Here is a 21,842-nt window from a genome sequence, read left to right on the forward strand (position 1 = left end):
GGGCGTGCGCGGGGCGATCGTGCTAACAATGCGTCGTGGACGGGCGTCAAGCCCCCGGTGATGTCGCACGTCCGGCGTACGGTGTCGGGCATGACCGAGCTCTCCGCCCCCACCGGCCGCGAACCCGCGCTCGTCGCCCAGCCCCGCGCCGACGGGACGGCACCGAGGGCTCTGGTGCTCGGCGCCACCGGCTACCTGGGCGGCAGACTCGTTCCCCGCCTGCTGTCGGCGGGGTACCGCGTGCGCGTGCTCGCCCGCGATCCGCGACGGGTCGAGGCCTTCCCCTGGGGCGACGAGGTCGAGACCGCTGCGGGCGACGCGACCGACGCCGAGGCCGTCCGTGCGGCGGTCGAGGGCGTCGACGTGCTCTACTACCTCATCCACTCCATGGGCAGCGCCCGCGACTTCGAGGCCACCGACCGCGTGGCCGCGCAGACCGTCGCCGACGCGGCGTCCGCGGCATCCGTCTCGCGCATCGTCTACCTCGGGGGCCTGCACCCCGATGACGCCACGCTCTCGGCCCACCTGCGATCGCGCGTCGAAGTGGGGCAGATACTCCTGCAAAGCGGTGTGCCGACCCTCGTGCTGCAGGCGGGCGTCGTCATCGGGTCGGGCTCGGCGTCCTTCGAGATGGTGCGCCACCTCACCGACGTGCTGCCGTACATGCCCGCGCCCAAGTGGGTGCGCAACCACATCCAGCCGATCGCCGTGCGCGACGTGCTGCACTACCTGCTCGGCGCCGCGCGCGTGGCCCCCAACGTCAACCGGGCGGTCGACATCGGCGGGCCCGACGTGCTGCGCTACGGCCAGATGATGAACGGCTACGCGATGGAGGCCGGATTGCCCCAGCGCGCGATCGCCTCGCTGCCGGTGCTCACGCCCCGCCTCGCCTCGCACTGGGTCAACCTTGTCACCCCGATTCCCAAGTCCATCGCGCGGCCGCTCGTGGAGTCCCTGCAGAACGACTGCGTGGTCAAAGACCGCGCCATCGACGACCTCGTGCCCCGCCCCGAGGGCGGGCTCATGCCGTACCGCGAGGCCGTGCGCCGAGCGCTGGGGCGCGTGAACGACGACGCGATCGAGACCAGTTGGCAAGACGCCGAGGTCTCGGGCGCCCCGAGCGATCCGCTGCCCAGCGACCCCGAGTGGGCGGGTCGACTCGTCTACACCGACATCCGCACCATGACGACGAAAGCGAGCGCCGCCCAACTGTGGTCGGTGATCGAGGGGATCGGCGGAGAGAACGGCTGGTACTCCTCGCCGCTGCTCTGGGCGATCCGCGGCTGGATGGACCGCCTGGTCGGCGGGGTGGGCCTCGCCCGTGGCCGCCGCAGCCGGTCGGTGGTCACCGTGGGCGACGCCCTGGACTTCTGGCGCGTCGAGGCCATCGAACCGGGGCACCTGCTGCGCCTGCGCGCCGAGATGAAGGTGCCGGGAGGCGCGTGGCTCGAGCTGCGGGCCACGCCCGAGGGCGACGGTGCACGGTTCGACCAGCGGGCCCTCTTCTTCCCGACCGGGCTCGCCGGGCGGCTCTATTGGCTGTCGGTGCTGCCGTTCCACGGGCTGATTTTCAGCGGCATGGCCCGGCGCATCACCGCCGCCGCCGAACACGTGCAGCGCGAGGATCTCGAGCCGAAGGCGAAGGCCGGACGCATCGCCCCCGAGATCGCCGAGGTCGAGACGACCGCGGCGCCGTCGGCCTAGGACATTCGCGTCCCGAGACCGGGCCCACGCCATCGATCGCGCCCGTAGGCTGAGCCGCGTGCCCCATCACGCTCGCGTCCTGACCGTGTCCGATCGCTCGGCGGCGGGCCTCCGCGAAGACCGCGGAGGACCGCTCGCAGTGTCGTTGCTGCGCGAGGCGGGATTCGACTGCGCCGACCCTGTCATCGTCGCCGACGGAGCCGACAGCGTCGAGACCGCGCTGCGCGCCCTCCTCGCCGAGGGGCCGGGCCTCATCGTCACGACCGGTGGCACCGGCATTGCCCCCACCGACCGCACGCCCGAGGGCACGACGCGCGTGCTCGACCGCGAGATCCCCGGCATCGCCGAGGAACTGCGGCGCCGCGGGCTCGCCGACACCCCGATGGCCGTCATCTCGCGCGGCCTCGCGGGCATCGCCGACCCGGGAACCCTGATCGTCAACCTTCCCGGGTCGACCCGTGCCGTGGCATCCGGGATCGCCGTCATCGCCGAGCTCGCCCCGCACGTGCTCGACCAGCTCTCCGGAGGAGATCACGCATGAGCGCCGTCCGCATCGCCCGCCTGTCCGAGACGCCCCTCGACCTCGACGCCCACCTCGACGCCGTGGAGGACTCGTCGTCGGGGGCGGTCACCACCTTCGTCGGGCGCGTGCGTGACATCGACCCCGACGCCTCGGGCGCGGTCGTGGCGCTCGAGTACAGCGCGCACCCCGACGCCGAGCAGACCCTGCACCGCATCGCCGAGAGCGCGGCCGAGGGCACCGACGCGATCGTCGCGGTCAGTCACCGCGTGGGCCGGCTGGGCGTGGGCGAGGCGGCGGTCGTGATCGCCGTGGCATCCGGTCACCGCGCCGAGGCTTTCGAGGTGTGCCGCACGGTGATCGAGACGATCAAGACCGACCTGCCCGTCTGGAAGCGTCAGGTCGAGGCCGACGGGACGACGGAGTGGAAGGGCCTGGGCGGCTAGGAGCCTCCGACGACTCAGGCGGGGCTCAGCCCCCGGCGAAGGGCGGGAGCACGTCGACGTGCGCGACGCCCACCAGCGAGGCGTCGTCATCGTGGCGCGTGCCGTCGACGAGCACGGCGCAGCGATCCAGGATCTCGCCCAGAGCGGGGTGGTCGGCGACGGCGGCCGCGCGCAGCGCCGTCAGAGACTGTTCGGCGCGGTCTTCGGCATCCGTCCCCGCCGCCTCCGCCGCGGCCGCGAAGTAGCGCACGCGGACGCTCATGCGGATACCCCCTCGGCGGCCGGCGCGGAGCCGGAAGCGGCCGCCGACGGTTCGACGACGGGCTCGCCCGGCCGCACCCAGTCGCCGGACTTGCCGCCGGTCTTCGACACGATGCGCACGTTCTCGATCGAGGTGCCCTTGTCCATGCCCTTCACCATGTCGACGATCGCGAGGGCCGCGATCGAGACGCTCGTGAGGGCTTCCATCTCGACGCCCGTGCGATCGGCGGTGCCGACGGTGGCTTCGATCTCGACGCCCTCGTCGGTGATCTCGAGGTCGACCGAGGCGCGGTGCACCCCGATCACGTGCGCGAGCGGGAGAAGGGCGGGAGTGGACTTCGCGGCCTGGATGCCGGCGATCCGGGCCACCGCGAGCACATCACCCTTGGGGGCCGTGCCATCGCGGAGGGCGGCGACCACCTCGGGGGCGCAGCGCACGAAACCCCGCGCCGACGCGGTGCGGACGGTGGGCTGCTTGAGGGTGACATCGACCATGCGAGCGTGGCCCGCGGCATCCAGGTGGGTGAAGGTCATGGAATCAGCATGACATCGAGCGGGTCGCCCACCGACACGGTGGACACCTCGGCGGGGACGATCGCGAAGGCCTCGGCGCGCGCGAGGGAGGCGGCCAGGTGCGAGCCCGATCCGCCTGCCGTGGCGGGGCGCACGGTGCCGGCGACGAGGTCGATCGCCGCCGGAAGGTACTGGCGACGGCCGGGCGGGGTCGTCCAGGTCTCGGATGCCGTGAGCCGGGCGATCCGCCGGTCGATCGCGGTGCGGCCCTGCAGGGCGAGGAGGGCGGGGCGCACGAACACCTCGAACGACACCGCCACGCTCACCGGGTTGCCGGGCAGACCGAAGACGAGCCGGCCGTCGTCGAGCGCTCCGAAGGCCTGGGGTTTGCCGGGCTGCATCGCGACCTTCTCGAAGGTGATGCGCCCCTCGAGGGCCTGGCGCACGGGCTCGTAGGCTCCGGCGCTCACGCCCCCGCTGAAGACGACGACGTCGACGTCGGCCGCATGATCGAGCAGGGCGTGGATCGCGCTCGCGTCGTCTCGTAGCGACGAGATGACGGTCACGTCGGCGTTGGTACCGGAAACCAAAGACGCCAGCAGCGTCGAGTTCGAGTCGGGGGTCTGACCTCGCCCCGGCGCCACACCGGGGGCGACGAGCTCGCTGCCGGTCGACACGACGGCGACCCGCGGGCGGCGGCGCACCTCGAGCTCGGCCACGCCCGCCGCGGCGGCCGCGGCCAGCGCGAACGGCCCCAGGTGCTCGCCGGCCGATAGGACGACCTCGCCCGCGCGGGTGTCGCCGCCACGGCGGCGGATGAAAGCTCCGGATGCCGCGGGCGCCCGCCGCACCTCGACGGTGCCCAGCGAGTCGGCGAGGCCTCCCGCGGTGTCTTCGAACGGCACGATCGCGTCGGCGTCGGTGGGCACGGGCGCGCCCGTCATGATGCGCACCGCCTCGCCGGCGCCGAACGACGGGTCGTCGGACGACCCCGCAGGCAGATCGGCGACGACGCGCACGGCCACCGGGTTCTCGTCATCCGCCCCCTCGACGTCGGCGAGTCGCACTGCGAATCCGTCCATCGAGGAGTTGTCGAAGCCGGGCAGGTCGTGAGCGGCGCGCACGGGGGCGGCGAGCGTGCGGCCGGCCGCCTCGGCGAGGCGCACGGTCTCGACGGGCAGGAGCGTGACGGCGTCGAGCACGCGGGCGCGGTGCTCCTCGACGGTGAGCAGCGGGGTCATCGGGGCCTCCGGGGTCAGGACGAAACGGCGGGGCGGGCGGCGGGCGAGAGTGGGATCACGTCGTGACGGGCGCGCAGGGCGTCGATCACGACGAGCCGGCCGAGCACAGGCTCTCCCGCGCCGGTGACGAGCTTGATCGCTTCGGTGGCCAGCATCCCCCCGACCTGCACGCACAGCGATCCGAGCACGCCGACCTGCGCGCACGTGGGCGGCTCTCCAGCGGAACCGGTGGGGAAGAGGTCGCCGAGCACGACGGGCGCGTGCCCCTCGGGCGGAGCCGACCAGAACACGGTCACCTGGGCGGCCCACTCCTGCACGGCTCCCCAGACGAGGGGGATGCCGAGACCCTCGGTCGCGGCGGCGACGGCCTCGCGCGTGTCGAAGGTGTCGCTGCCGTCGATGACGAGGTGCGCCCCTGCGAAGAGCTCGGCAGCATTGTCGGAGGTCAGTCGTACCGTTCGTTCATGGACGACGGTGAGGGGCGACAGATCGCGCACGGCGCGAGCGGCGGATGCCGTCTTGGCGGTGCCGATGTCGGCGATGCGGTGGGCCAGCTGGCGCTGCAGGTTGGTGCGCTCGACGGTGTCGTCGTCGATGACGACGAGCTCGCCGACCCCGGCCGCGGCCAGCGCGAGCAGCACGGGCGAGCCGAGGCCGCCGGCTCCGACGACCGCGATGCGCGCTGCGGCCAGGCGGCGCTGGCCCTCCTCGCCGATTGCGGCGAGCACGGCGTGACGGGCGGTGCGGATGAGTTCTTCGGGGGCGAGCGAGGCCACCGGTTCGACGAGCGGCTTCATCCGCCGATCGCGCTCATCGTGCGCTCGGGCTGCACGAAGTCGGGGCGCGCGAGCCCTCCGCGGTCGGAGCCGTGGGCACGGGGCTTCGTCCACATGGCCTCCCGCCAGACCTGCGCGATGCCGGCGTCGTCGGCTCCCGCGCGCAGGGTCGAGAGAAGGTCGGTCTCTTCGTGCGAGAACAAGCATGAGCGCACCTTGCCGTCGGCGGTGACGCGGGTGCGCGTGCACGCGGCGCAGAAGGGCTCGGTGACCGAGGAGATGATGCCGATGTGTCCGGCGACGGCCGTTTCACCGGGGCGGCGGACCTCCCACCGCTCGGCGGGGGCGGCGCCGCGTCCGCGCGGATCAGGGGTGAGAGAGAACGCCGTCTCGATCTCGGCGCGGATGTCGCGCGCGGCGATGACGTTCGTGGCCACCCACGATCGGTCTCCGTCGAGGGGCATGTCTTCGATGAAGCGCATCTCGAACCCGTTGGTCACGGCCCAATCGACGAGCGAGACGATCTCGGAGTCGTTGATGCCGCGCAGCAGGACCGCGTTGATCTTGATGGGTCCGAGGCCCGCGGCGCGCGCGGCCTGGAGGCCCGCGAGCACCTTGTCGAGGTGGGGGCGGCGGGTGAGCTCGGCGAAGGTCTCGGGGTGCAGGGTGTCGAGCGAGACGTTGAGGCGGGTGAGACCCGCGTCCTTCAGCGCCTGGGCGCGGCGATCGAGACCCACGGCGTTCGTGGTCATCGAGATGGGCAGGTCGGGGTTGTCCTCGCGGATGCCGGCGATGATGAACTCGAGGTCCTTGCGCACGAGGGGCTCGCCGCCGGTGATCCGCAGCTCCTCCGCACCGAGGGACTGCACGGCGACCCGGACGATGCGGCGGATCTCGTCGGTCGACATCAACTGCGTCTGCGGCAGCCATGGCATCCCGTCGGCCGGCATGCAGTACGTGCAACGCAGGTTGCACTTGTCGATGACCGAGACGCGCAGGTCGGTCGCGACGCGGCCGAAGCGGTCGAGCAGGCCACCGGACTGCGGGGCTCCGGTCGAGGCCAGGGCGGTGGCGCCGGGTGCCGTGGAGGGCGAGGGGGCGCCGGTCGCCGGGAGGGCCGTCGCGCCGGACGACGTCACGGTCGCGCCGAGGGCCACGGCCACCGGCCGTCGCGTCGGGCTCGCGTGCTCGGCATCCATGGGTCGAGCCTAGGTCAGCGCGGGGAGGGGAAGGGCGACAAGCCCGTGTTTCACGGGAGGGGTACGGTCGGGGGATGCCGAACACCTTCCGCATCGCGCAGGCCGCGCGCCTGCTCGGAGTCAGCGACGACACCGTGCGCCGGTGGATCGACCATGGTGCGCTGCCGACGACCGGGGCGTCGCCGACGGAGATCCCCGGGGCGGCGCTGGCCGAGCGGGCGGTGGCGCTCGCGGCCGAGCCCGATGACCCGACCGCGATCGCCTCGAGCGCCCGCAACCGCTTCGTGGGGATCGTCACCCGCGTGCAGATCGACGGGGTCATGGCCCAGGTCGACCTGCAGTGCGGACCTCACCGGGTGGTGTCGCTGATGTCGGCCGAGGCCGCCGAAGAGCTCGCGCTCGAGCCGGGGTCGCTGGCCGTCGCGTCGGTGAAGGCGACGGTCGTCACGGTCGAGGCCCCGCGCGGCTGAGACGCCGGATCGCCTCGGGGCGGCTCACTCGTCGAAGCGCGGGCCGATCGCGCCGACGGTGAGCTCCCACAGGCGGCGGGCATCTCCCGCGTCGCGGAACGGCGCCCACAGGTCCGCGGGCCGCGCCGGGCCGCCGATGAGCCGCGACGGACCGAAGAAGAGGCCGTCCGCGGGCGGTGCGATGGCTGCGAGAACGGCCGGCTCGGCGGCGGATGCCACGGAGCCGGTGATGTGCAGACGCGAGAGCACGCGGATGACTCGACGGGCGAAGAGTTCGCGGTCACGGCCCGCGCCGGGCTGCGCCGCCAGCAGGTTGGTGGGCGAGACGCCGGGGTGCGCGAGGGCGCTGGAGAGATTCCACCCCTCGGTCTGACTGCGTCGCTGCAGCTCTTCGGCGAAGAGGCCGATGGCGACCTTGGACTGCACGTACGACGCCATCGCGTTGTAGGTCGGAGCGTCGATGGTGCCCTCGTCGAGTCTGCCGCGACGGGCGGCGATGCTCGTCTGGTGCACGACGCGCGCTCGGCCTTCCCGCAGGAGCGGTAGCAAGCCCAGCGTGAGGGCCGCATGGCCGAGGTGGTTCGTCCCCCACTGCAGCTCGAAGCCGTCCGCGGTCTCCTTTCGCTGCGGCGGGGTCATGACGCCGGCGTTGTTGACCAGGAGGTGGACGGGCCGGCCCTCGGAGCGGAGCCCGTCGACGAGGGCGTGAACGGAGTCCAGGCTCGCCAGATCCAGGGCGCGAGTGGATGCCACGGCATCCGGAACCTCCCGGCGGAGGGTCTCGAGGGCACGGCGTCCCTTCTCGGGGGAGCGGACAGGAAGGACGACTTCGGCGCCGAGGGCGGCGAGACGGGTGGCGATCACGGTGCCGATGCCGTCGCTGGCGCCGGTGACGACCGCGAGGCGGCCGCGGAGGGGGGAGAGGGTGGGGGACATGGTCGGTCCTTTCGCGTCGGTGGTCCGATGCTTCCGCGCCCTCATCGACCGGACCAGTGCCCGCTCAGCCGCTGATCGGCGATCCACCCCTCAGCGCGGGGCGACCGAGGAAGAACCGATGACGGCGAGCAGGCGCAGCTTCTCGGCGCTCTCGCTCCCGGGTTGAGCGGTGTAGACGAGCAGACGGTGCGAGCGGTCGGGGTCGAGCAGGGTCTGGCACGAGAGATCCAGGTACCCCACCTCGGGGTGGTGGAACCTCTTCACGTCCGGCGGGCGGGCGCCGACCTCGTGGGCGTCCCACAGGGAGGCGAACTCGTGGCTGCGCCCCCGCAGATCGTCGGCGAGCTCTGCCGCGCGCGAGTGCGGACCGCGAGCGGCGACGAGCTCGCGCAGGCCCGCCGCGTAGAGCCGGGAGAGGGCCGCGATCTCGGCCGGCGGGTAGGCGGCGCGCGCGGCCGCATCGGTGAACCAGCGGTAGCCGACGCTCCGCGCCGGCCCCGAGCGCAGCGACGCATCGCCGAGCAGGGCGATGCCGAGTCGGCTCTGGCGTAGCGTCTCGCCCAGCTCCGTGACGATCTCGGCGGGGGTGTCGTCCAGACGGTCGAGCACGCGGAGCATTCCGGGGCTGACATGCTCGGTCCCCGAATGTCGTGACGGCGGTGGGTGCCCCGCGAGACGGAAGAGGTGGTCGCGCTCGGCGAGGCTCAGGTGCAGGCCCTGCGCAAGCGAGGTCAGCATCTGCTCGGAGGGCGTCGGGCCGGTGCCCCGTTCGAGGCGTGCGTAGTAGTCCGTCGACATGTGGCTGAGCAGGGCCACCTCTTCGCGTCGGAGCCCCGCCGTCCGCCGCCTCACGCCGCGCGCGAGCCCGACGTCCTCGGGTTGAAGGGCCTCGCGGCGGCGCTGAAGGAAATCGCCGAGGCTCGGCAGATCGCTCACGGTGTTCCTCCCATCTCCCGTTCCTATCGCGTCGACGGCCGCGATGCCAGGACTCGCCGGTCCACCCCTGAGAGGTGCTCTCGGTGCGAGCCGCGCGAGACGGCATGTCGCTGACGCGTGGGTGTCGTCGTGCGGCGAATAGGGCAGCGTGACGACTTTTTCGCGGTGTTCGCGGATGATGTGACCTTCGCAATCCGCAGATGCGGAATACTGGAGCGATAGCGAGCCGCCGGCGCGCCGAAAGGACCGTCATGAGCCGCCCCCTCCGTCTTGCCGCCGTCGTCGCCGCCGCGGCCCTGCTCGCCGGGTGCGCGAGCTCCGCGCCCGCGCCCGCGGCATCCGAGGACTCCCTCTCCGGAACGGTGGAGGTGTACGCCGCCGCCTCGCTGCAGCGGTCGTTCGACGAGATCGCCACCGCGTTCGAGGCCGCCCACCCCGGGGTCACGGTCAGCGCGGTGTACGACGGATCGAGCACCCTCGCGACGCAGATCGGTGAGGGCGCGCCGGCCGACGTGTTCGCCTCGGCCGACGAGAAGAACATGGCGAAGGTGAAGGAGCAGGCACCCGACCCGCAGCTCTTCGCCGGCAACACCCTCGTGATCGCCGTGCCGAAGGGCAATCCCGGTGCCGTGACCATCCTCGCGGACCTGGCCCGGGTGACGACGGTGCTGTGCGCTCCCGAGGTCCCGTGCGGCGCGGCGTCGCAGACGCTTCTGTCGAACGCCGGCGTTGCCGTCACGCCCGCCAGCTCCGAGCAGAACGTCACCGCCGTGCTCACCAAGGTCGCCGCCTCCGAGGCCGACGCGGGTCTCGTCTACGCCACCGACGTCAACGGTCGCGACGACGTCGAGGCGATCGTGCCGGCCGGTGCCGACGCCGTCGTCAACCGCTACCCGATCGCCGCCCTGACCGGTGCCCCGAACCCCGAGGCCGCGGCCGCGTTCGTGGCGTTCGTGCTCGGGCAGGGCGGGCAACGCGTGCTCGCCGACGCGGGCTTCCGCGCTCCGTGAGAGATGCGGGATACATCCCCCGCTGGCTGATCGTGCCGGCGGTGCTCGGCCTGCTCTTCCTGCTGGTTCCGCTCACCGCCCTCATCGCTCGGGTGGAGTGGGCGACGCTCTGGAGCGACGTGACGTCGGAGGCCGCCCTCTCGGCTCTGGCGTTGTCGCTGGGAACGGGGGCCGTGGCCACCGCGGTGTGCGCGGTGGTCGGCATCCCTCTCGCCCTTCTCATCGCCCGCAGTCCCGCGCGGACCGCGGCTCTGCTGCGCGCGGTCGTCACCGTGCCGCTCGTGCTGCCGCCGATGGTCGGCGGCGTCGCCCTGCTGTATCTGTTCGGGCGCAACGGCTGGTTCGGCTTTCTCGCCCTGCCGTTCACCACCACCGCTGTCGTGCTGGCCCAGGTGTTCGTCGCCCTTCCGTTCCTCGTCCTCGCGGTCGAGGGGGCGCTGCGCAGCACCGGGGTCGAGTTCGAACGCGCGGCCGCCTCGCTCGGGGCGTCGCGCGCGACGATCCTCCGGCGCGTCACCCTGCCGTTGGCCGCTCCCGGCATCATCGCCGGAGTGGTGCTGTGCTTCGCCCGAGCGATCGGGGAGTTCGGGGCGACCGCGCTGTTCGCGGGAAACCGTCCCGGTGTCACGCAGACGATGCCGCTGGCGATCTACACCGCCTTCAACGGGGCGGGGGTGTCCCAGGGCACCGCGGTGGCCCTGTCGCTGCTGCTGCTGGTCACCGCCGTCGCCGTGCTGCTGCTCGTGCGCGGATGGCGACCGGGGGTGGGCAGATGACGATTCCGGATGCCGCTGCGCTCCGCGCCCGCATCCGCGTGCGCCGCCGTGACTTCGTCGTCGACGCCACGCTCGACGTCGCCCCGGGCGAGACCGTCGCCGTGATGGGCCGGAGCGGCGCGGGGAAGTCGACGCTGCTCGGCGCGCTCGCCGGGCTCACGCCGCTCGACGAGGGGGAGATCTCGGTCGACGGGCGGGTCCTCGACCGCCCGCCGCGCACGCGGACCGCCCCGATGCACCGGGGGATCGTTCTGCTCGGGCAGGAGGCGCGCCTCTTTCCGCACCTTCCCGTGCGCGAGAACGTCGCCTTCGGTCCGCGGGCGGCCGGGGTGCCGGCATCCGTCGCCCGCGACGCCGCCGAGGAGTGGCTGGCCCGCGTCGGATTGCCGGGCACGGGCGATCGGCGCCCCGCACAGTTGTCGGGCGGGGAGCAGCAACGCGTCGCGGTCGCCCGGGCTCTGGCGGCCGAGCCGCGGGTCGTCCTGCTCGACGAACCCCTCGTCGCGCTCGATGCGGTCACGGCCTCGGAGATCCGCGCGATGCTGCGGGAGCGGCTCGCGGGCGTGACGACCGTCGCCGTCACCCACGACGCGATCGATGCGGCCGCCCTGGCCGACCGCCTCGTGATCGTGGAGCGCGGGCGGGTGACGCAGGAGGGGCCCGTTCGCGACGTTCTTTCGACCCCGCTCACCGACGTCGCCGCGCGGATCGCCGGTCTGGAGCGGGTCGTCGGCGAAGCCCGCGGCGGGGCGTTCGTACGGGGCGCGCTCCGGCTCGCGTCGGCGGATCCGGCCTCCCGTGCGCTCGCCGCGACCGACGGTGCCACTCTCGCGGCGGTCTACCGTGCGATCGACGCGCGACTCGGAGAGGGGACTCCGGTCCGCGTGGTCTCCGTGGAGCCCACGCCCACGGGCGTGCGCGTCGTCACCGCCGAGGGCTCCGCCGAGGTAGCGCCGATCGAGGCGGCATCCATCCGGCCCGGCGACACGGTGCTGTGGAGCGTGCCGCCGGAGCGCGTCCGCTTCGTCGCGTCACGCTGACTCAGGCCGCCGCCACGCGCCCGTTCTCGAGCCGCACCTCGCGGTCGACCAGCCCCTCCGGCACCTCGACGTGTGAGACCAGCACGACGGCCCGGTCCCGTCCGATCGCACCGAGCAGGTCGACGAGCAGAGCGTCGGATGCCGCGGGATCGACGCCCGCGGTGGGCTCGTCGAGCACGAGCACCGGGAAGTCGCGCAGCACCGCCCGCGCGAGCGCGAGACGCTGAGCCTGCCCGCCGGACACCAGCCCACCCCGGTCGCCGACTCGGGCGTCGAGGCCGCCGCGCTCGCGGACCCAGGGGTCGAGCCCGACGCGCTCGAGCACCGTCCACAATTCGTCGTCGGTGGCGCCCTCGCGCGCGAAGAGGAGGTTCTGGCGCACGGACTCGTCGAACAGGTACGGCGACTGCTCGATGATCCCGACGGTGCGGCGCAGATCGTCGCCCGAGATGTCGCGGGCCTCGATGCCGCCGACCCGGTACGAGCCCTCGTAGTCGAGGAAGCGCGTGAGCACGTGCGCCAGCGTGGTCTTGCCCGCTCCGCTCGGGCCCGTGACGAGGACGCGCTCGCCCGGCCCCAGGCGCAGGGCGATGTCGTCGAGGCGGCCGGCGTCGCCGTCGACTCCACCGCGTGCCGGCCAGTGCGCGCGAACGCCGGTCAGCTCGAGGCCCGCGCCGAGGATCGGTGCCGCACCGGTTGCGGCGGGCTCGTCGCGGGGGAGTCCGTCGGGGACGGCTTCGGGCACGGCGTCGGCGATGCGTTGCGCCGCGGAGCGCACCTGGCGCCAGGAGGCCAGGGCGAGGGGCACCGGCCCGAACACCTCGAACACGGCCATCGGCACCAGCACGACGACGGCGAGCCCCGGGCCCGACAGGGATCCACCGGCGAGCGACGGGGCGGCGACGAGCAGGGCGGCGAGCGAGGCGACCCCGGCGAGCACCGAGACGGCCCCCGAGGTGAGCCCCTGCGCCCCGCCGCGTCGGACGACGGCTCGGCGCAGAGCGGCGTCGGCGCGGCGGACGCGCTCGGTCGCGGCATCCAGGGCTCCGTACGCCGTCAGCACGTCGAGGTTCGCGAGCAGGTCGTGCACCGCGTCGGCGACGGCGGCGCGGAGGGGGGCGATGGAGCGCTCGGCGCGGGCACCGGCGGCCCCGCCCACGACGACCGCCAGGGCGAACGCGACCGTCAGGCAGACGAACAGCACGACGGCCGCGGGCCACGAGACGATCGCGGTGAACACCACGGCGGCGAGCGAGGTGAAGACGGCGACCGCGAGGGGGAGCACCACCCGCAGGGGGAGGTTCTGCAGTTCGTCGACGTCGTCGACGACGCTCGAGAGCAGCCCCCCGCGCCGCGAGCGCGCGAGTCCGTCGGGAGCGAGGGGGACGAGGTCGCGCACGAGATCGGCGCGTACTCCGGCGAGCTGTTCCAGGGCGGCGTCGTGCCCGGTGAGGCGCTCGAGGTAGCGGAACACTCCCCGCGACAGGGCGAACGCGCGCACCCCGACCACCGCCATCGACAGGTACATCACGAGGGGCTGTTCGGCGGCCCGCGCGATGAGCCACGCACTCGCCGCGAGGAGTGCGATCGAGCTCGCCGCGGTGCCGAAACCCGACAGCACCGCGGGCGCGAAGCGTCGCCGCGAGGGCATCGCCGAGCGCAGGATGCCGCGTATACGCGCGTTCACGACCGCACCTCCTGCACCCCGCGTGAGTCGCCAGGATTTGTCGCTTCAGGCGCCGCCGAAGCGACAAATCCTGGCGACTCGCGCGGGGGCGTGAGCTCGACCACCTCGTCGGCGATCGCGCGGGCGGAGCGGCGGTGCGAGACGAGGAGCACGCCGCGGCCGGCGTCGGCCTCGCGGCGGAGGGTCTTCCACAGGTGGGCCTCGGTGTCGGCATCCAGGGCGCTAGAGGGCTCGTCGAGCACGAGCACCGGCACCGCGCCGACTCGCGCGCGGTACAGGGCCCGCGCGACCGCGACGCGTTGCGCCTGGCCGCCCGAGAGGCCCGCTCCTCCCGCACCGAGCACGATCCCGGGGTCGATGTCTGATGCGCCGGCGTCGGCCAGGGCAACGGAGATGCGCCCGGAGTCGAGGGGGGACCCGAGCACCACGTTCTCGGCGACCGTGCCCGACACCAGCCCCGGCCGCTGGCCCGCCCAGGCGACCGCGTCGCGGGCGTGCGGGACGGCGACGCCGTCGACGCGCACCTCGCCGTCGTGCTCGGCGTACCCGAGGAGAGCGGCGATCAGCGACGACTTCCCGACGCCGCTCGGGCCGGTCACGAGCACCACCCTTCCGGGACCTACCGACAGCGATACGCGGGGCAGCGCGTGTCCCTCGCGGTGCACCCGGACCTGCTCGAGCGTCACCGTCGATCCGAGCGTCGAGGTCGTGGCATCCGGAATCCGCCCTTCTCGAGCGGAGCGCGCGGCGTCGAGCGTGTCGAAGATCTCGTCGGTCGCCGCGACCCCCTCGGACGCGGCGTGGAACTGCACGCCCACCTGGCGCAGGGGCAGGTACGCCTCGGGGGCGAGCAGCAGCACGAACAGACCGACGAGCAGGCTCAGATCGCCCGAGAGCAGGCGGAAGCCGATGGTGACCGCCACGATCGCGACCGAGATCGATGCCAGGAACTCCAGCGCGAACCCCGAGAGGAACGACACGCGCAGCACTGTCATCGTCTCGCGCTTGTAGTCGCGCGTGATCGTCTCAATCGTGTCCGCCGCGCGATGCTGCCGGCCGAAGGCCTTGAGGGTCCCCAGGCCCTCGACGGTGTCGGCGAAGCGCGCCGCCAGGCGGCCGAGGGTGCGGTACTGCTTCTGCTGCACGCCGCGGGTCGCCCAGCCGATCAGCACCATGAACAGGGGGATCAGGGGGATCGTGAGGACAACGATCAGGCCCGACAGTGGGTCGGCGAGCGCGATCGCCCCGATGAGGATCGGCATCGTGATGGCGGTGGCGACCAGCTGCGGCAGATACCGGCCGAAGTAGGCGTCGAGCGCCTCGAGACCGTGGCCCGCCGTGACCGCCAGCGAGGCGGCGTTACGGCGAGCGAGCCAGGCGGGGCCGAGGCGTCCAACCGCGCCGATTACGGCCGCCCGCAGCTGCAGCGACGCCGCGGCCGCCCCCCGGGCCGACACGCGCTCCGAGGCCGCCCCGAGGAGCCCGCGGAGCAGGACGAGGGATGCCGCGACCCCCACGAACCCCCACAGCTCGCCGACCGGTCGGCCCGTGATCACGCCGACCAGGGCGCTGGTGAGCGCCCAGGCGAATCCGATGATCGTGCCCGTCTGGGCGAGGACGATCGCCGCGGTCACCGCGAAGAAGCCGCGGGAGGTGGTGGCGTAGCGGAGCAGCCGGGGGTCGACGGGTTTCATGACGGTCTCAGTGGGCGACGAGCGCGGCCTTCTCGATGCGGGCGCGGGTGACGCGCTTGCGGAACACCCAGTACGTCCAGCCCTGGTACGCCAGGATCAGCGGCAGGAAGATCAGCGCCGCCCAGCTCATGATCGTGAGCGTGTAGTCGGTGCTCGAGGCGTTGTCGATCGTGAGGCTCGAGCCCGCGGCGAGCGTCGAGGGCATGACGTTCGGGAACAGGGCGAAGAACAGGGCTGCGACGGCGGCGACGATCGTCACGGCTCCGAGGGTGAAGGCGGTGCCTTCGCGATCACGGAGGTTCGCGACCCACGACCCGATGAGGGTCAGGGCGGCGACACCGGCCAGGGCGACGACACCGAGGAGCAGGGGCGCCTCCGCATTCGCGGCGTTCACGATCGTCCAGCCGAGGAACAGGGCGGCCAGCGCGATGGTCAGCACTCCCGCCTTCTTCGCGAGCGAGCGGGCGTCGGCGCGCACCTGGCCGTCGGTCTTGAGGGCCACGAAGTACACCCCGTGCACGAAGAACAGGGTGAGGGTCGTGAGCCCGCCCAGGATGCCGTAGGGGTTGAGCAGCGTCAGCACGGTGCCGACGTACTCGTGGTCGGCGTCGAGGGGGACGCCCTGCACGATGTTGGCGAAGGCGACGCCCCACAGGAACGCCGGGGCGGCCGAGCCGAAGAAGATCATCCGGTCGAACGCGCGCTTCCACTTCAGCGAGTCGCGCTGGTGGCGGTACTCGAACGAGACGCCGCGGGCGATCAGGGCGATGAGGATCGCGAGCAGCGGCAGGTAGAACCCGCTGAACAGGGTCGCGTACCACTCGGGGAACGAGGCGAACAGGGCGGCGCCGGCGACGATCACCCAGGTCTCGTTGAGGTCCCACACGGGGCCGATCGTGTTGATGATCTGCCGGCGGGCGATGTCGTCCTTGCCGAGGAACGGGATCGACATGCCGACGCCGAAGTCGAAACCGTCGAGCACGAAGTAGCCGACGAAGAGGAAGGCGACGATCCAGAACCAGAGGTATGCGAGGTCCATGAGGGGCTCCTAGTAGACCGTGGTCGGGGTGTTCTCGACCGAGTCGTCGTGTTCGGCATCGGGGTCGGGCAGCGGCTCGGGGCCCCTCTGCGCGAACTTCACGATGAGACCGAACTCGACGATCGCGAGGGTGAGGTAGACGAGGGTGAAGGCGACGAGCGAGATCAGCACGCTCCAGCCGGGCACGCTCGGCGAGACGCCGTCCTGCGTGAGCATCAGGCCGAACACGATCCAGGGCTGACGGCCCATCTCGGTGAACACCCACCCGACGAGGCTCGCGAGCATCGGCAGGGGAGCGGCCCAGATCGCGATGCGCCACATCCAGCCGGCGACGGGGCGCGTGGCCTTCTTGCGGGTGACCCACAGGCCCACGACGCTGACGAGCGCCGCGATGCCGCCGAGGGCGATCATCCAGCGGAATGCCCAGTAGGTGACCCACAGCACGGGGGCGAAGTTGCCGTCGACCTGGTCGGCGAACTGGGGGAACATCTGCTGGCTGTACAGGGTGTTGAGGTCGTTGATGCCCTCGACGCAGCCGTCGAGCGAGTGCGTCGACAGGATGCTGAGCAGGAACGGCACGCGGATGCTGAACAGTTCGCTCGTTCCGTCGGGCGTGCCGAGCGTGAAGATCGAGAACGAGGCATCCTGCCCGCAGACGGTGTTGAAGGTCGCTTCGGCTGCCGCCATCTTCATCGGCTGGGTCGCGACCATCACGAGGCTCAGCTGGTCGCCGACGATCGCGACGAGGACGAACGACACCACCGTCGACCACAGTCCGAAGCGGAGCGTCTTTCGCATCATCTCGGTGTTGCGCCCGCGTGCCATGTGCCAGGCCGAGACGGCGACGATGACCATGGCCGCGAACATCCAGCCCGCGAAGATCGTGTGGGGGAAGGCCGCGAGGGCCACGGGGTTGGTGAGCATGGCCCAGAAGTCGACGAGCTCGGCGCGGTGACCGTCCGCCGACATCTGGTACCCGACCGGGTTCTGCATGAAGGCGTTGGCGGCGATGATGAAGTACGCCGACAGGGTGGCGCCGATCGACGCCATCCAGATGCTCGCGAGGTGTGCGAGGCGGGGGAGCTTGTCCCACCCGAAGATCCAGAGGCCGATGAAGGTGGCCTCGAGGAAGAAGGCGAGCAGACCCTCGAAGGCGAGCGGGGCGCCGAAGACGTCGCCGACGAAGCGGGAGTAGGCCGACCAGTTCATGCCGAACTGGAACTCCTGGACGATGCCGGTGACCACGCCCATCGCGAAGTTGATCAGGAAGACCTTCCCGAAGAAGCGCGTGATGTGCAGCCACCGCACGTCCCCCGTGCGGTACCAGACCGTCTGGAAGATCGCCACGGCGAGCGACATCCCGAGGGTCAGGGGCACGAAGAGGAAGTGGTACAGCGTCGTCAACCCGAACTGCCAGCGGGCGAGGGCGAGGGGGTCGAGCCACTCCATCAGGAGCCTCCGATCGAACCAGATTGTGTGGTCAGACCACATGCTACGCCGGGGGTCTGCGGCGCGTCGGGGGATCCCTCGGCGTCGAACGATATACTCGGCAAGTCATTTCAGACCCGCCAGGAGGCGTCGTGTCCGTTCGTCTGAGCCTGCTCGCGATCCTCGATCGCGGCGCCTGCTACGGCTCGCAGCTGCGCGCGGAGTACGAACGGCGCACGGGGGCCCGGGTCAACGTCGGGCAGGTGTACACCACCCTCGAACGCCTCGAGCGCGACGGTCTGGTCCAGGGGGCCGGCATCGACGACGAGGCGCGAGTGCTCTGGGACCTGACGGACGACGGCCGGGGCGAGGCGCGAGCCTGGTTGTCCGGTGCCTCGCTGGTCGAGGGTCGCGACGACGTCGCCCTCAAGATCGCGCTGGCGGTGACGCTCCCCGGGGCCGATGTCCCCGGCATCCTGTCGGTGCAACGCGACGCGACCCGCGCGGCGCTCGCCGAGGTCGACGAGGAGCTGCCGGATGCCGTGCCCGCGGCGATCGTGCGCGCAGCGCGCCGCGAGAGGCTCGAGGCAGACCTGCGCTGGCTCGACGAGGTCGAGGAGCTCGCCGCCGGAGCGGAGTCCTTCGACCTGTCCGAGGACCGTCCGCGCCGCGGACGACCCGCGCGCAGCGCCGTCTGACCGGGCGTATCGCCGTTTCGCCATCCCGTCAAGGGAGGAGCGGATCAGGGGTCGACAGCGCACTGTGAGAACACCCCGGTACGACCCAAGGAGTTCTCGCATGGTCATGGAAGCACCCCTCAGTCGACCGGGATTGTCGAAGGCTGCCCGCGCGGCGGCGAAGGCCGGGGCGACACCGCTCGCGGCCCCGCCCGCTCTTACCGAGATCCCGTGGACGCGCATCGACCTCGACCTGTACGAGGTCGCCCGCGAGGGGTACATCGTCGGGTACGTCGAGGTCGTCGGTGCCGTCTTCGTGGCGCTTGGCGGCCCGCGCTACGACCGCGCCGTCGAGGTGTCGCAGCACATGACCTTCCACGCGGCGGTCGACGCCCTGGTGCGTCACGTCCTCTGAGTCCGCCTGCGTGGTGACGCCGGTCGTCGGTGCGTCCTCGGTCAGCGGATGAGCGTGTAGCCCGCTTCGTCGATCGCGGCGCTCAGGGCGGTCTCGTCGGCCGCGCCCGTCGAGGTGATGCGCACGAGCGACGCGTCATCCGCGCGCAGGTCGATGTCGACGACCTCCACGCCGTCGAGGGCGTTGAGCTCTTCGGTCACCGCGCGCACGCAGTGGTCGCAGGTCATCCCTTCGACGCGGAGGACCGTCGACGCCCCCGCGTCCGCGCGGGAGGGGGAGGCGGGGGATGCCGCGGCCCCGTGGCCGCACCCGCATCCGTCGCCGCAGCCGCCGCCGGAGGAGCGGGGCGAGGTGAGGCCGAGGTCGAGGCGCTGTTCGGTCATGGGTTCTCCTTACGAGCGGACCAGCCGGGCGATGGCCTGGTTGGCTTCTTTGAGCTTCTCTTCCGCGACGGGGCCGCCCTGCGCGGCGGCTTCGGCGACGCAGTGGGACAGGTGATCGTCGAGCAGGGAGAGGGCGACATTCTCGAGCGCCTTCGTCACCGCCGAGACCTGGGTGAGGATGTCGATGCAGTACTGGTCGTCGTCGACCATGCGCGCGATGCCGCGCACCTGGCCCTCGGCCCGTCGCAGGCGCTTGAGGAGGTCGTCCTTGTGGCCCTCGTATCCGTGCATGCCCCGATGATACCCCCGTGGGGTATGCCTAGCACCGTCCCCGGTCCTGTCAACCCCCTCGGAATCCTCGGCTCGCGGGCGGATGGTCGAACCATCAGGAGGTCGACATGTTCTCTCGTCGCACCGGTGGTGGTCAGCGATGACCGCCGATCCCTTCCCCACCGGCCCCCATCGCCCCGTGCGCATCCCGCACCTGCCCCCGCTGCGCTCGCAGCGGCGAGAATCGAAGGATGACGCGAACACTGGCAGCGCTTCCGGGCGCCGCCCGGAGGCTGTGCCTCAGCCGAAGAAACGGCGAGATCTGCACCCGTGAGGACGGCCACCGCGGCCTTCACCACCGCACCGGCGGACGCCTGCTGTGGAACGACCTGCAGGCGGACCCGCCGGAGTGCGCCGCGGCCGGGACCCCCGCCGAGCCCGCCCCGGTCCTCGACGACGGGTTCCCCGGAGGGCGCGCGCTGTGCCCCGTCTGCTGGGCGTTCGTGACCCGCGACGGCGAGGGCCTCTTGGAGCCGCACGACTCCTGGCGCGGTGACGAGTCGCGCACCGAGGCCGATCGCCGTCGCGCGTGGTTCAACGCCTACGGCTGGTGACCAGGGCTGCCCGCCCGTCGACGACCTCGACCATCTCGTCGAGGGCCTCGGCGTGCACCAGATCGTGCGTCACCAGAAGGGTCGCCGTCTCGCGCTCGCGTGTCAGTCGCGACAGCAATGCCATGATCTCGGCGCCGCGGGCGCTGTCGAGGGCGCTCGTCGGCTCGTCCACCAGCAGCACTCGCGGCTCATGCACGAGGGCACGGGCGATCGCCACGCGTTGGCGCTGGCCCCCCGAGAGCTGGGCGGGACGACGGTCCCCGACGGCGCCGAGTCCGACGGCCTCCAACAGGTCGTCGACCCGCGAGCGCACGAGAGCGCGGCGCTCGCGCCGGCCGGGGCCCCCGAGCTCCGCCATCACCCGCAGCTGCTCGCGGGCGGTGAGGGCGGGCAGCAGCTGCGGCTGCTGGAACACGATCCCGATGCGGTCCCCTCGCAGCGCCGCCGCTCCTGAAGCGCTGAGCCTCGTGGCATCCGTCCCGTCGACTATCACCCGCCCCGAGTCGGGACGGATCAGGGTGGCGGCGAGGGCCAACAGGCTGGATTTGCCCGATCCCGAGGGACCGGTGATGCCGGTGACGATGCCCGGCCGTCCCTCCAGCGTGACGCGGTCGACGGCGGTGACGCGGGCGTCTCCGTCGGGGTAGGTCAGGGTGACGTCGTCGAGGAGGATCATCGGGTGCTCCCGAGGGCGGTGAGAGGGTCGGACGAAGTGACGGTGCGCAGGGAGACGGCCGCGCCGAGCAGGCCGAGCGCGATCATGACCGCCGCGGGCGCGAGGGTCGTCAGCGGACTGAGGACGAAGGGCAGGGAGCCGGCGGCGACGGCTCCGAGCAGGGCGGTCAGACCGATCCCCACCCCGACCCCGATGGCGAGGACCACCGACGCCTGACCGAGGGCATCGCGCACGAGGGCGGGGGTGCTCGCGCCGAGGGCCTTGAGGACGGCGATGTCGGCCGAGCGCTGCATCGTCCACACGGTGAAGAAGGCTCCGACCACGAGGGCCGAGACGCCGAAGAGCATCGCGATCATCAGCGCGAGCGAACCGATCTCGGAACGGAACGTCGACAGCGCCGTGAGACTCGCCAAGGGGGTGGATGCCGTGGTGCCGGTGTCGGCGGCCACGGAATCCCACGCGGGGGAGCCGGTGACGGCGAGCACCGTCGGCTGCCCCGTCCCACCCAGACGCTGGGCGAGGGTCGTCCAGGCCGCCGTGCTGAGCGCGACGACGGGCGTGTGGCTGTACCACTCGTCACCTTGGATCGCGGCCACGCGGTACGACGAGCCCGCGATCGACACGTCGTCGCCGACCGCCGCCCCGAGCGCCTTCGCGGCGCCCGCCGACAGGTCGACCTCGTCGTCGCGGCGCGGGGCGCCGAAGGCCGTACCCGCGTCGAGGCCGAAAAGGGCGACGGCGGTCGAGGCGCCGGGACCCTCGGCCCGGATCTGCGTGATGCCGACGGGGGTGACCGTGTCGACTCCGGGCGCCGCGCGCCAGGCGGCGACGGTGTCGGCCTCGATGGCCGAGTCCGCGAAGGTCGCGCTCGCGCCGTCGACCGGGTGCAGCACCAGCCGGTCCCCGGGGAGGGCGAGCACGCCCGAGACGTTCTGAGCGGCGAGGCCGCCCGTCAGCCCCGAGAGGAAGCCGACGAGCAGGGTGATGAGGGCGACGACCGCCCCGATGAGGGCGAATCGCCCGCGGGCGAACCGCAGATCGCGCCATGCGACGTACACGTCGCCTCCTTCCGCCGACGACTCTCGCCGGCACCGTTCCAGCCTCGCCAGGGGCGCGCTCGCGGTCATCAGC

General features: G+C 72.5%; 25 protein-coding genes. 10 read left to right on the forward strand and 15 right to left on the reverse strand.

Translation table 11 applies throughout. The annotated features are described in order from the left end of the window. Positions 1-90: 90 nt before the first annotated feature. Genes QBE02_RS14295 through QBE02_RS14305 form a run of 3 tightly spaced genes read left to right on the forward strand, consistent with a single transcriptional unit; the run spans position 91 to position 2,670 of the window. Positions 91-1,704, forward strand: a complete 1,614-nt coding sequence (locus QBE02_RS14295; RefSeq protein WP_279366309.1) for an SDR family oxidoreductase — start codon at positions 91-93, stop codon at positions 1,702-1,704. Positions 1,705-1,762: 58 nt separating this feature from the next. Then, entirely contained in the window at positions 1,763-2,245 is a 483-nt protein-coding gene (locus tag QBE02_RS14300; RefSeq protein ID WP_279366310.1) for a MogA/MoaB family molybdenum cofactor biosynthesis protein, read from the forward strand. Further along, positions 2,242-2,670 carry a molybdenum cofactor biosynthesis protein MoaE gene (locus QBE02_RS14305; protein ID WP_279366311.1) on the forward strand — a complete coding sequence of 143 codons (429 nt, stop codon included), beginning with the start codon at positions 2,242-2,244 and terminating at the stop codon, positions 2,668-2,670. Before QBE02_RS14300 ends, QBE02_RS14305 begins: the two co-directional genes overlap by 4 nt. Before the next feature lie 25 nt (positions 2,671-2,695). Here QBE02_RS14305 and QBE02_RS14310 read toward each other — a convergent pair whose 3' ends face one another. From QBE02_RS14310 to moaA, 5 genes are read right to left on the reverse strand one after another with little or no spacing between them, the layout of a single operon-like run. Then, positions 2,696-2,932, reverse strand: coding sequence for a MoaD/ThiS family protein (locus QBE02_RS14310; protein WP_279366312.1), 237 nt, complete (start codon positions 2,930-2,932; stop codon positions 2,696-2,698). Next, positions 2,929-3,465, reverse strand: a complete 537-nt coding sequence (gene moaC / locus QBE02_RS14315) for a cyclic pyranopterin monophosphate synthase MoaC (RefSeq protein ID WP_279366313.1) — start codon at positions 3,463-3,465, stop codon at positions 2,929-2,931. The genes QBE02_RS14310 and moaC overlap by 4 nt, the downstream gene beginning before the upstream one ends. Continuing rightward, complete coding sequence (locus QBE02_RS14320) at positions 3,462-4,685, reverse strand: molybdopterin molybdotransferase MoeA (RefSeq protein ID WP_279366314.1); 1,224 nt, start codon at positions 4,683-4,685, stop codon at positions 3,462-3,464. Before QBE02_RS14320 ends, moaC begins: the two co-directional genes overlap by 4 nt. 14 nt (positions 4,686-4,699) lie before the next feature. Beyond that, positions 4,700-5,482 carry a HesA/MoeB/ThiF family protein gene (locus QBE02_RS14325; protein WP_279366315.1) on the reverse strand — a complete coding sequence of 261 codons (783 nt, stop codon included), beginning with the start codon at positions 5,480-5,482 and terminating at the stop codon, positions 4,700-4,702. After that, the gene (moaA, locus tag QBE02_RS14330; protein WP_279366316.1) at positions 5,479-6,660 is read right to left on the reverse strand and encodes a GTP 3',8-cyclase MoaA; all 1,182 of its coding nucleotides are present in this window, start codon (positions 6,658-6,660) and stop codon (positions 5,479-5,481) included. Before moaA ends, QBE02_RS14325 begins: the two co-directional genes overlap by 4 nt. 74 nt (positions 6,661-6,734) lie before the next feature. On the opposite strand from moaA, the gene QBE02_RS14335 reads away from it, so the two are divergent. Further along, positions 6,735-7,130, forward strand: a complete 396-nt coding sequence (locus tag QBE02_RS14335; RefSeq protein WP_279366317.1) for a TOBE domain-containing protein — start codon at positions 6,735-6,737, stop codon at positions 7,128-7,130. A 24-nt stretch (positions 7,131-7,154) separates the two neighbouring features. Here QBE02_RS14335 and QBE02_RS14340 read toward each other — a convergent pair whose 3' ends face one another. Next, positions 7,155-8,066 (reverse strand): SDR family oxidoreductase, encoded by a 912-nt coding sequence (locus tag QBE02_RS14340; RefSeq protein ID WP_279366318.1) that lies wholly within the window; start codon positions 8,064-8,066, stop codon positions 7,155-7,157. 90 nt (positions 8,067-8,156) lie between these two features. Next, positions 8,157-9,002, reverse strand: coding sequence for a helix-turn-helix transcriptional regulator (locus tag QBE02_RS14345; protein WP_279366319.1), 846 nt, complete (start codon positions 9,000-9,002; stop codon positions 8,157-8,159). A 251-nt stretch (positions 9,003-9,253) separates the two neighbouring features. Between QBE02_RS14345 and modA the strand changes: the two genes are divergently transcribed. From modA to QBE02_RS14360, 3 genes are read left to right on the forward strand one after another with little or no spacing between them, the layout of a single operon-like run. Beyond that, positions 9,254-10,012, forward strand: a complete 759-nt coding sequence (modA, locus tag QBE02_RS14350) for a molybdate ABC transporter substrate-binding protein (RefSeq protein WP_279366320.1) — start codon at positions 9,254-9,256, stop codon at positions 10,010-10,012. Next, positions 10,009-10,788, forward strand: coding sequence for a molybdate ABC transporter permease subunit (gene modB, locus QBE02_RS14355; protein ID WP_279366321.1), 780 nt, complete (start codon positions 10,009-10,011; stop codon positions 10,786-10,788). The genes modA and modB overlap by 4 nt, the downstream gene beginning before the upstream one ends. Next, positions 10,785-11,828, forward strand: coding sequence for a sulfate/molybdate ABC transporter ATP-binding protein (locus QBE02_RS14360; RefSeq protein WP_279366322.1), 1,044 nt, complete (start codon positions 10,785-10,787; stop codon positions 11,826-11,828). Before modB ends, QBE02_RS14360 begins: the two co-directional genes overlap by 4 nt. Before the next feature lies 1 nt (position 11,829). On the opposite strand, the gene cydC is transcribed toward QBE02_RS14360, so the two are convergent. Genes cydC through QBE02_RS14380 form a run of 4 tightly spaced genes read right to left on the reverse strand, consistent with a single transcriptional unit; the run spans position 11,830 to position 17,697 of the window. Next, the gene (gene cydC / locus QBE02_RS14365; RefSeq protein ID WP_279366323.1) at positions 11,830-13,515 is read right to left on the reverse strand and encodes a thiol reductant ABC exporter subunit CydC; all 1,686 of its coding nucleotides are present in this window, start codon (positions 13,513-13,515) and stop codon (positions 11,830-11,832) included. After that, positions 13,512-15,209, reverse strand: coding sequence for a thiol reductant ABC exporter subunit CydD (cydD, locus tag QBE02_RS14370; RefSeq protein WP_279366324.1), 1,698 nt, complete (start codon positions 15,207-15,209; stop codon positions 13,512-13,514). The genes cydC and cydD overlap by 4 nt, the downstream gene beginning before the upstream one ends. 7 nt (positions 15,210-15,216) lie before the next feature. Next, complete coding sequence (gene cydB, locus QBE02_RS14375) at positions 15,217-16,248, reverse strand: cytochrome d ubiquinol oxidase subunit II (protein ID WP_279366325.1); 1,032 nt, start codon at positions 16,246-16,248, stop codon at positions 15,217-15,219. Between the two features lie 9 nt (positions 16,249-16,257). Continuing rightward, on the reverse strand, positions 16,258-17,697 hold the full coding sequence (locus QBE02_RS14380; protein ID WP_279366326.1) for a cytochrome ubiquinol oxidase subunit I: 1,440 nt from the start codon (positions 17,695-17,697) through the stop codon (positions 16,258-16,260). A 131-nt stretch (positions 17,698-17,828) separates the two neighbouring features. Between QBE02_RS14380 and QBE02_RS14385 the strand changes: the two genes are divergently transcribed. After that, positions 17,829-18,374 (forward strand): PadR family transcriptional regulator, encoded by a 546-nt coding sequence (locus QBE02_RS14385; RefSeq protein WP_279366327.1) that lies wholly within the window; start codon positions 17,829-17,831, stop codon positions 18,372-18,374. A gap of 100 nt (positions 18,375-18,474) precedes the next feature. Next, positions 18,475-18,768 (forward strand): hypothetical protein, encoded by a 294-nt coding sequence (locus tag QBE02_RS14390; RefSeq protein WP_279366328.1) that lies wholly within the window; start codon positions 18,475-18,477, stop codon positions 18,766-18,768. 41 nt (positions 18,769-18,809) lie between these two features. On the opposite strand, the gene QBE02_RS14395 is transcribed toward QBE02_RS14390, so the two are convergent. Further along, on the reverse strand, positions 18,810-19,151 hold the full coding sequence (locus QBE02_RS14395) for a heavy-metal-associated domain-containing protein (protein WP_279366329.1): 342 nt from the start codon (positions 19,149-19,151) through the stop codon (positions 18,810-18,812). A gap of 9 nt (positions 19,152-19,160) precedes the next feature. Then, a complete protein-coding gene (locus QBE02_RS14400; RefSeq protein ID WP_056230224.1) occupies positions 19,161-19,442 on the reverse strand; it encodes a metal-sensitive transcriptional regulator in 282 nt (93 codons plus the stop codon). Between the two features lie 230 nt (positions 19,443-19,672). On the opposite strand from QBE02_RS14400, the gene QBE02_RS14405 reads away from it, so the two are divergent. After that, the gene (locus tag QBE02_RS14405) at positions 19,673-20,035 is read left to right on the forward strand and encodes a hypothetical protein (RefSeq protein ID WP_279366330.1); all 363 of its coding nucleotides are present in this window, start codon (positions 19,673-19,675) and stop codon (positions 20,033-20,035) included. Here the strand turns inward: QBE02_RS14405 and QBE02_RS14410 are convergent. Further along, positions 20,016-20,711: an ABC transporter ATP-binding protein gene (locus QBE02_RS14410; protein ID WP_279366331.1), complete on the reverse strand. Its 696-nt coding sequence runs from the start codon at positions 20,709-20,711 to the stop codon at positions 20,016-20,018. The two genes, QBE02_RS14405 and QBE02_RS14410, sit on opposite strands and share 20 nt — an antisense overlap. After that, the gene (locus QBE02_RS14415; RefSeq protein ID WP_279366332.1) at positions 20,708-21,769 is read right to left on the reverse strand and encodes an ABC transporter permease; all 1,062 of its coding nucleotides are present in this window, start codon (positions 21,767-21,769) and stop codon (positions 20,708-20,710) included. Before QBE02_RS14415 ends, QBE02_RS14410 begins: the two co-directional genes overlap by 4 nt. Positions 21,770-21,842 lie beyond the last annotated feature (73 nt).

This window comes from Microbacterium testaceum (genome assembly GCF_029761935.1).
Taxonomy (GTDB): Bacteria; Actinomycetota; Actinomycetes; order Actinomycetales; family Microbacteriaceae; genus Microbacterium; species Microbacterium testaceum_A.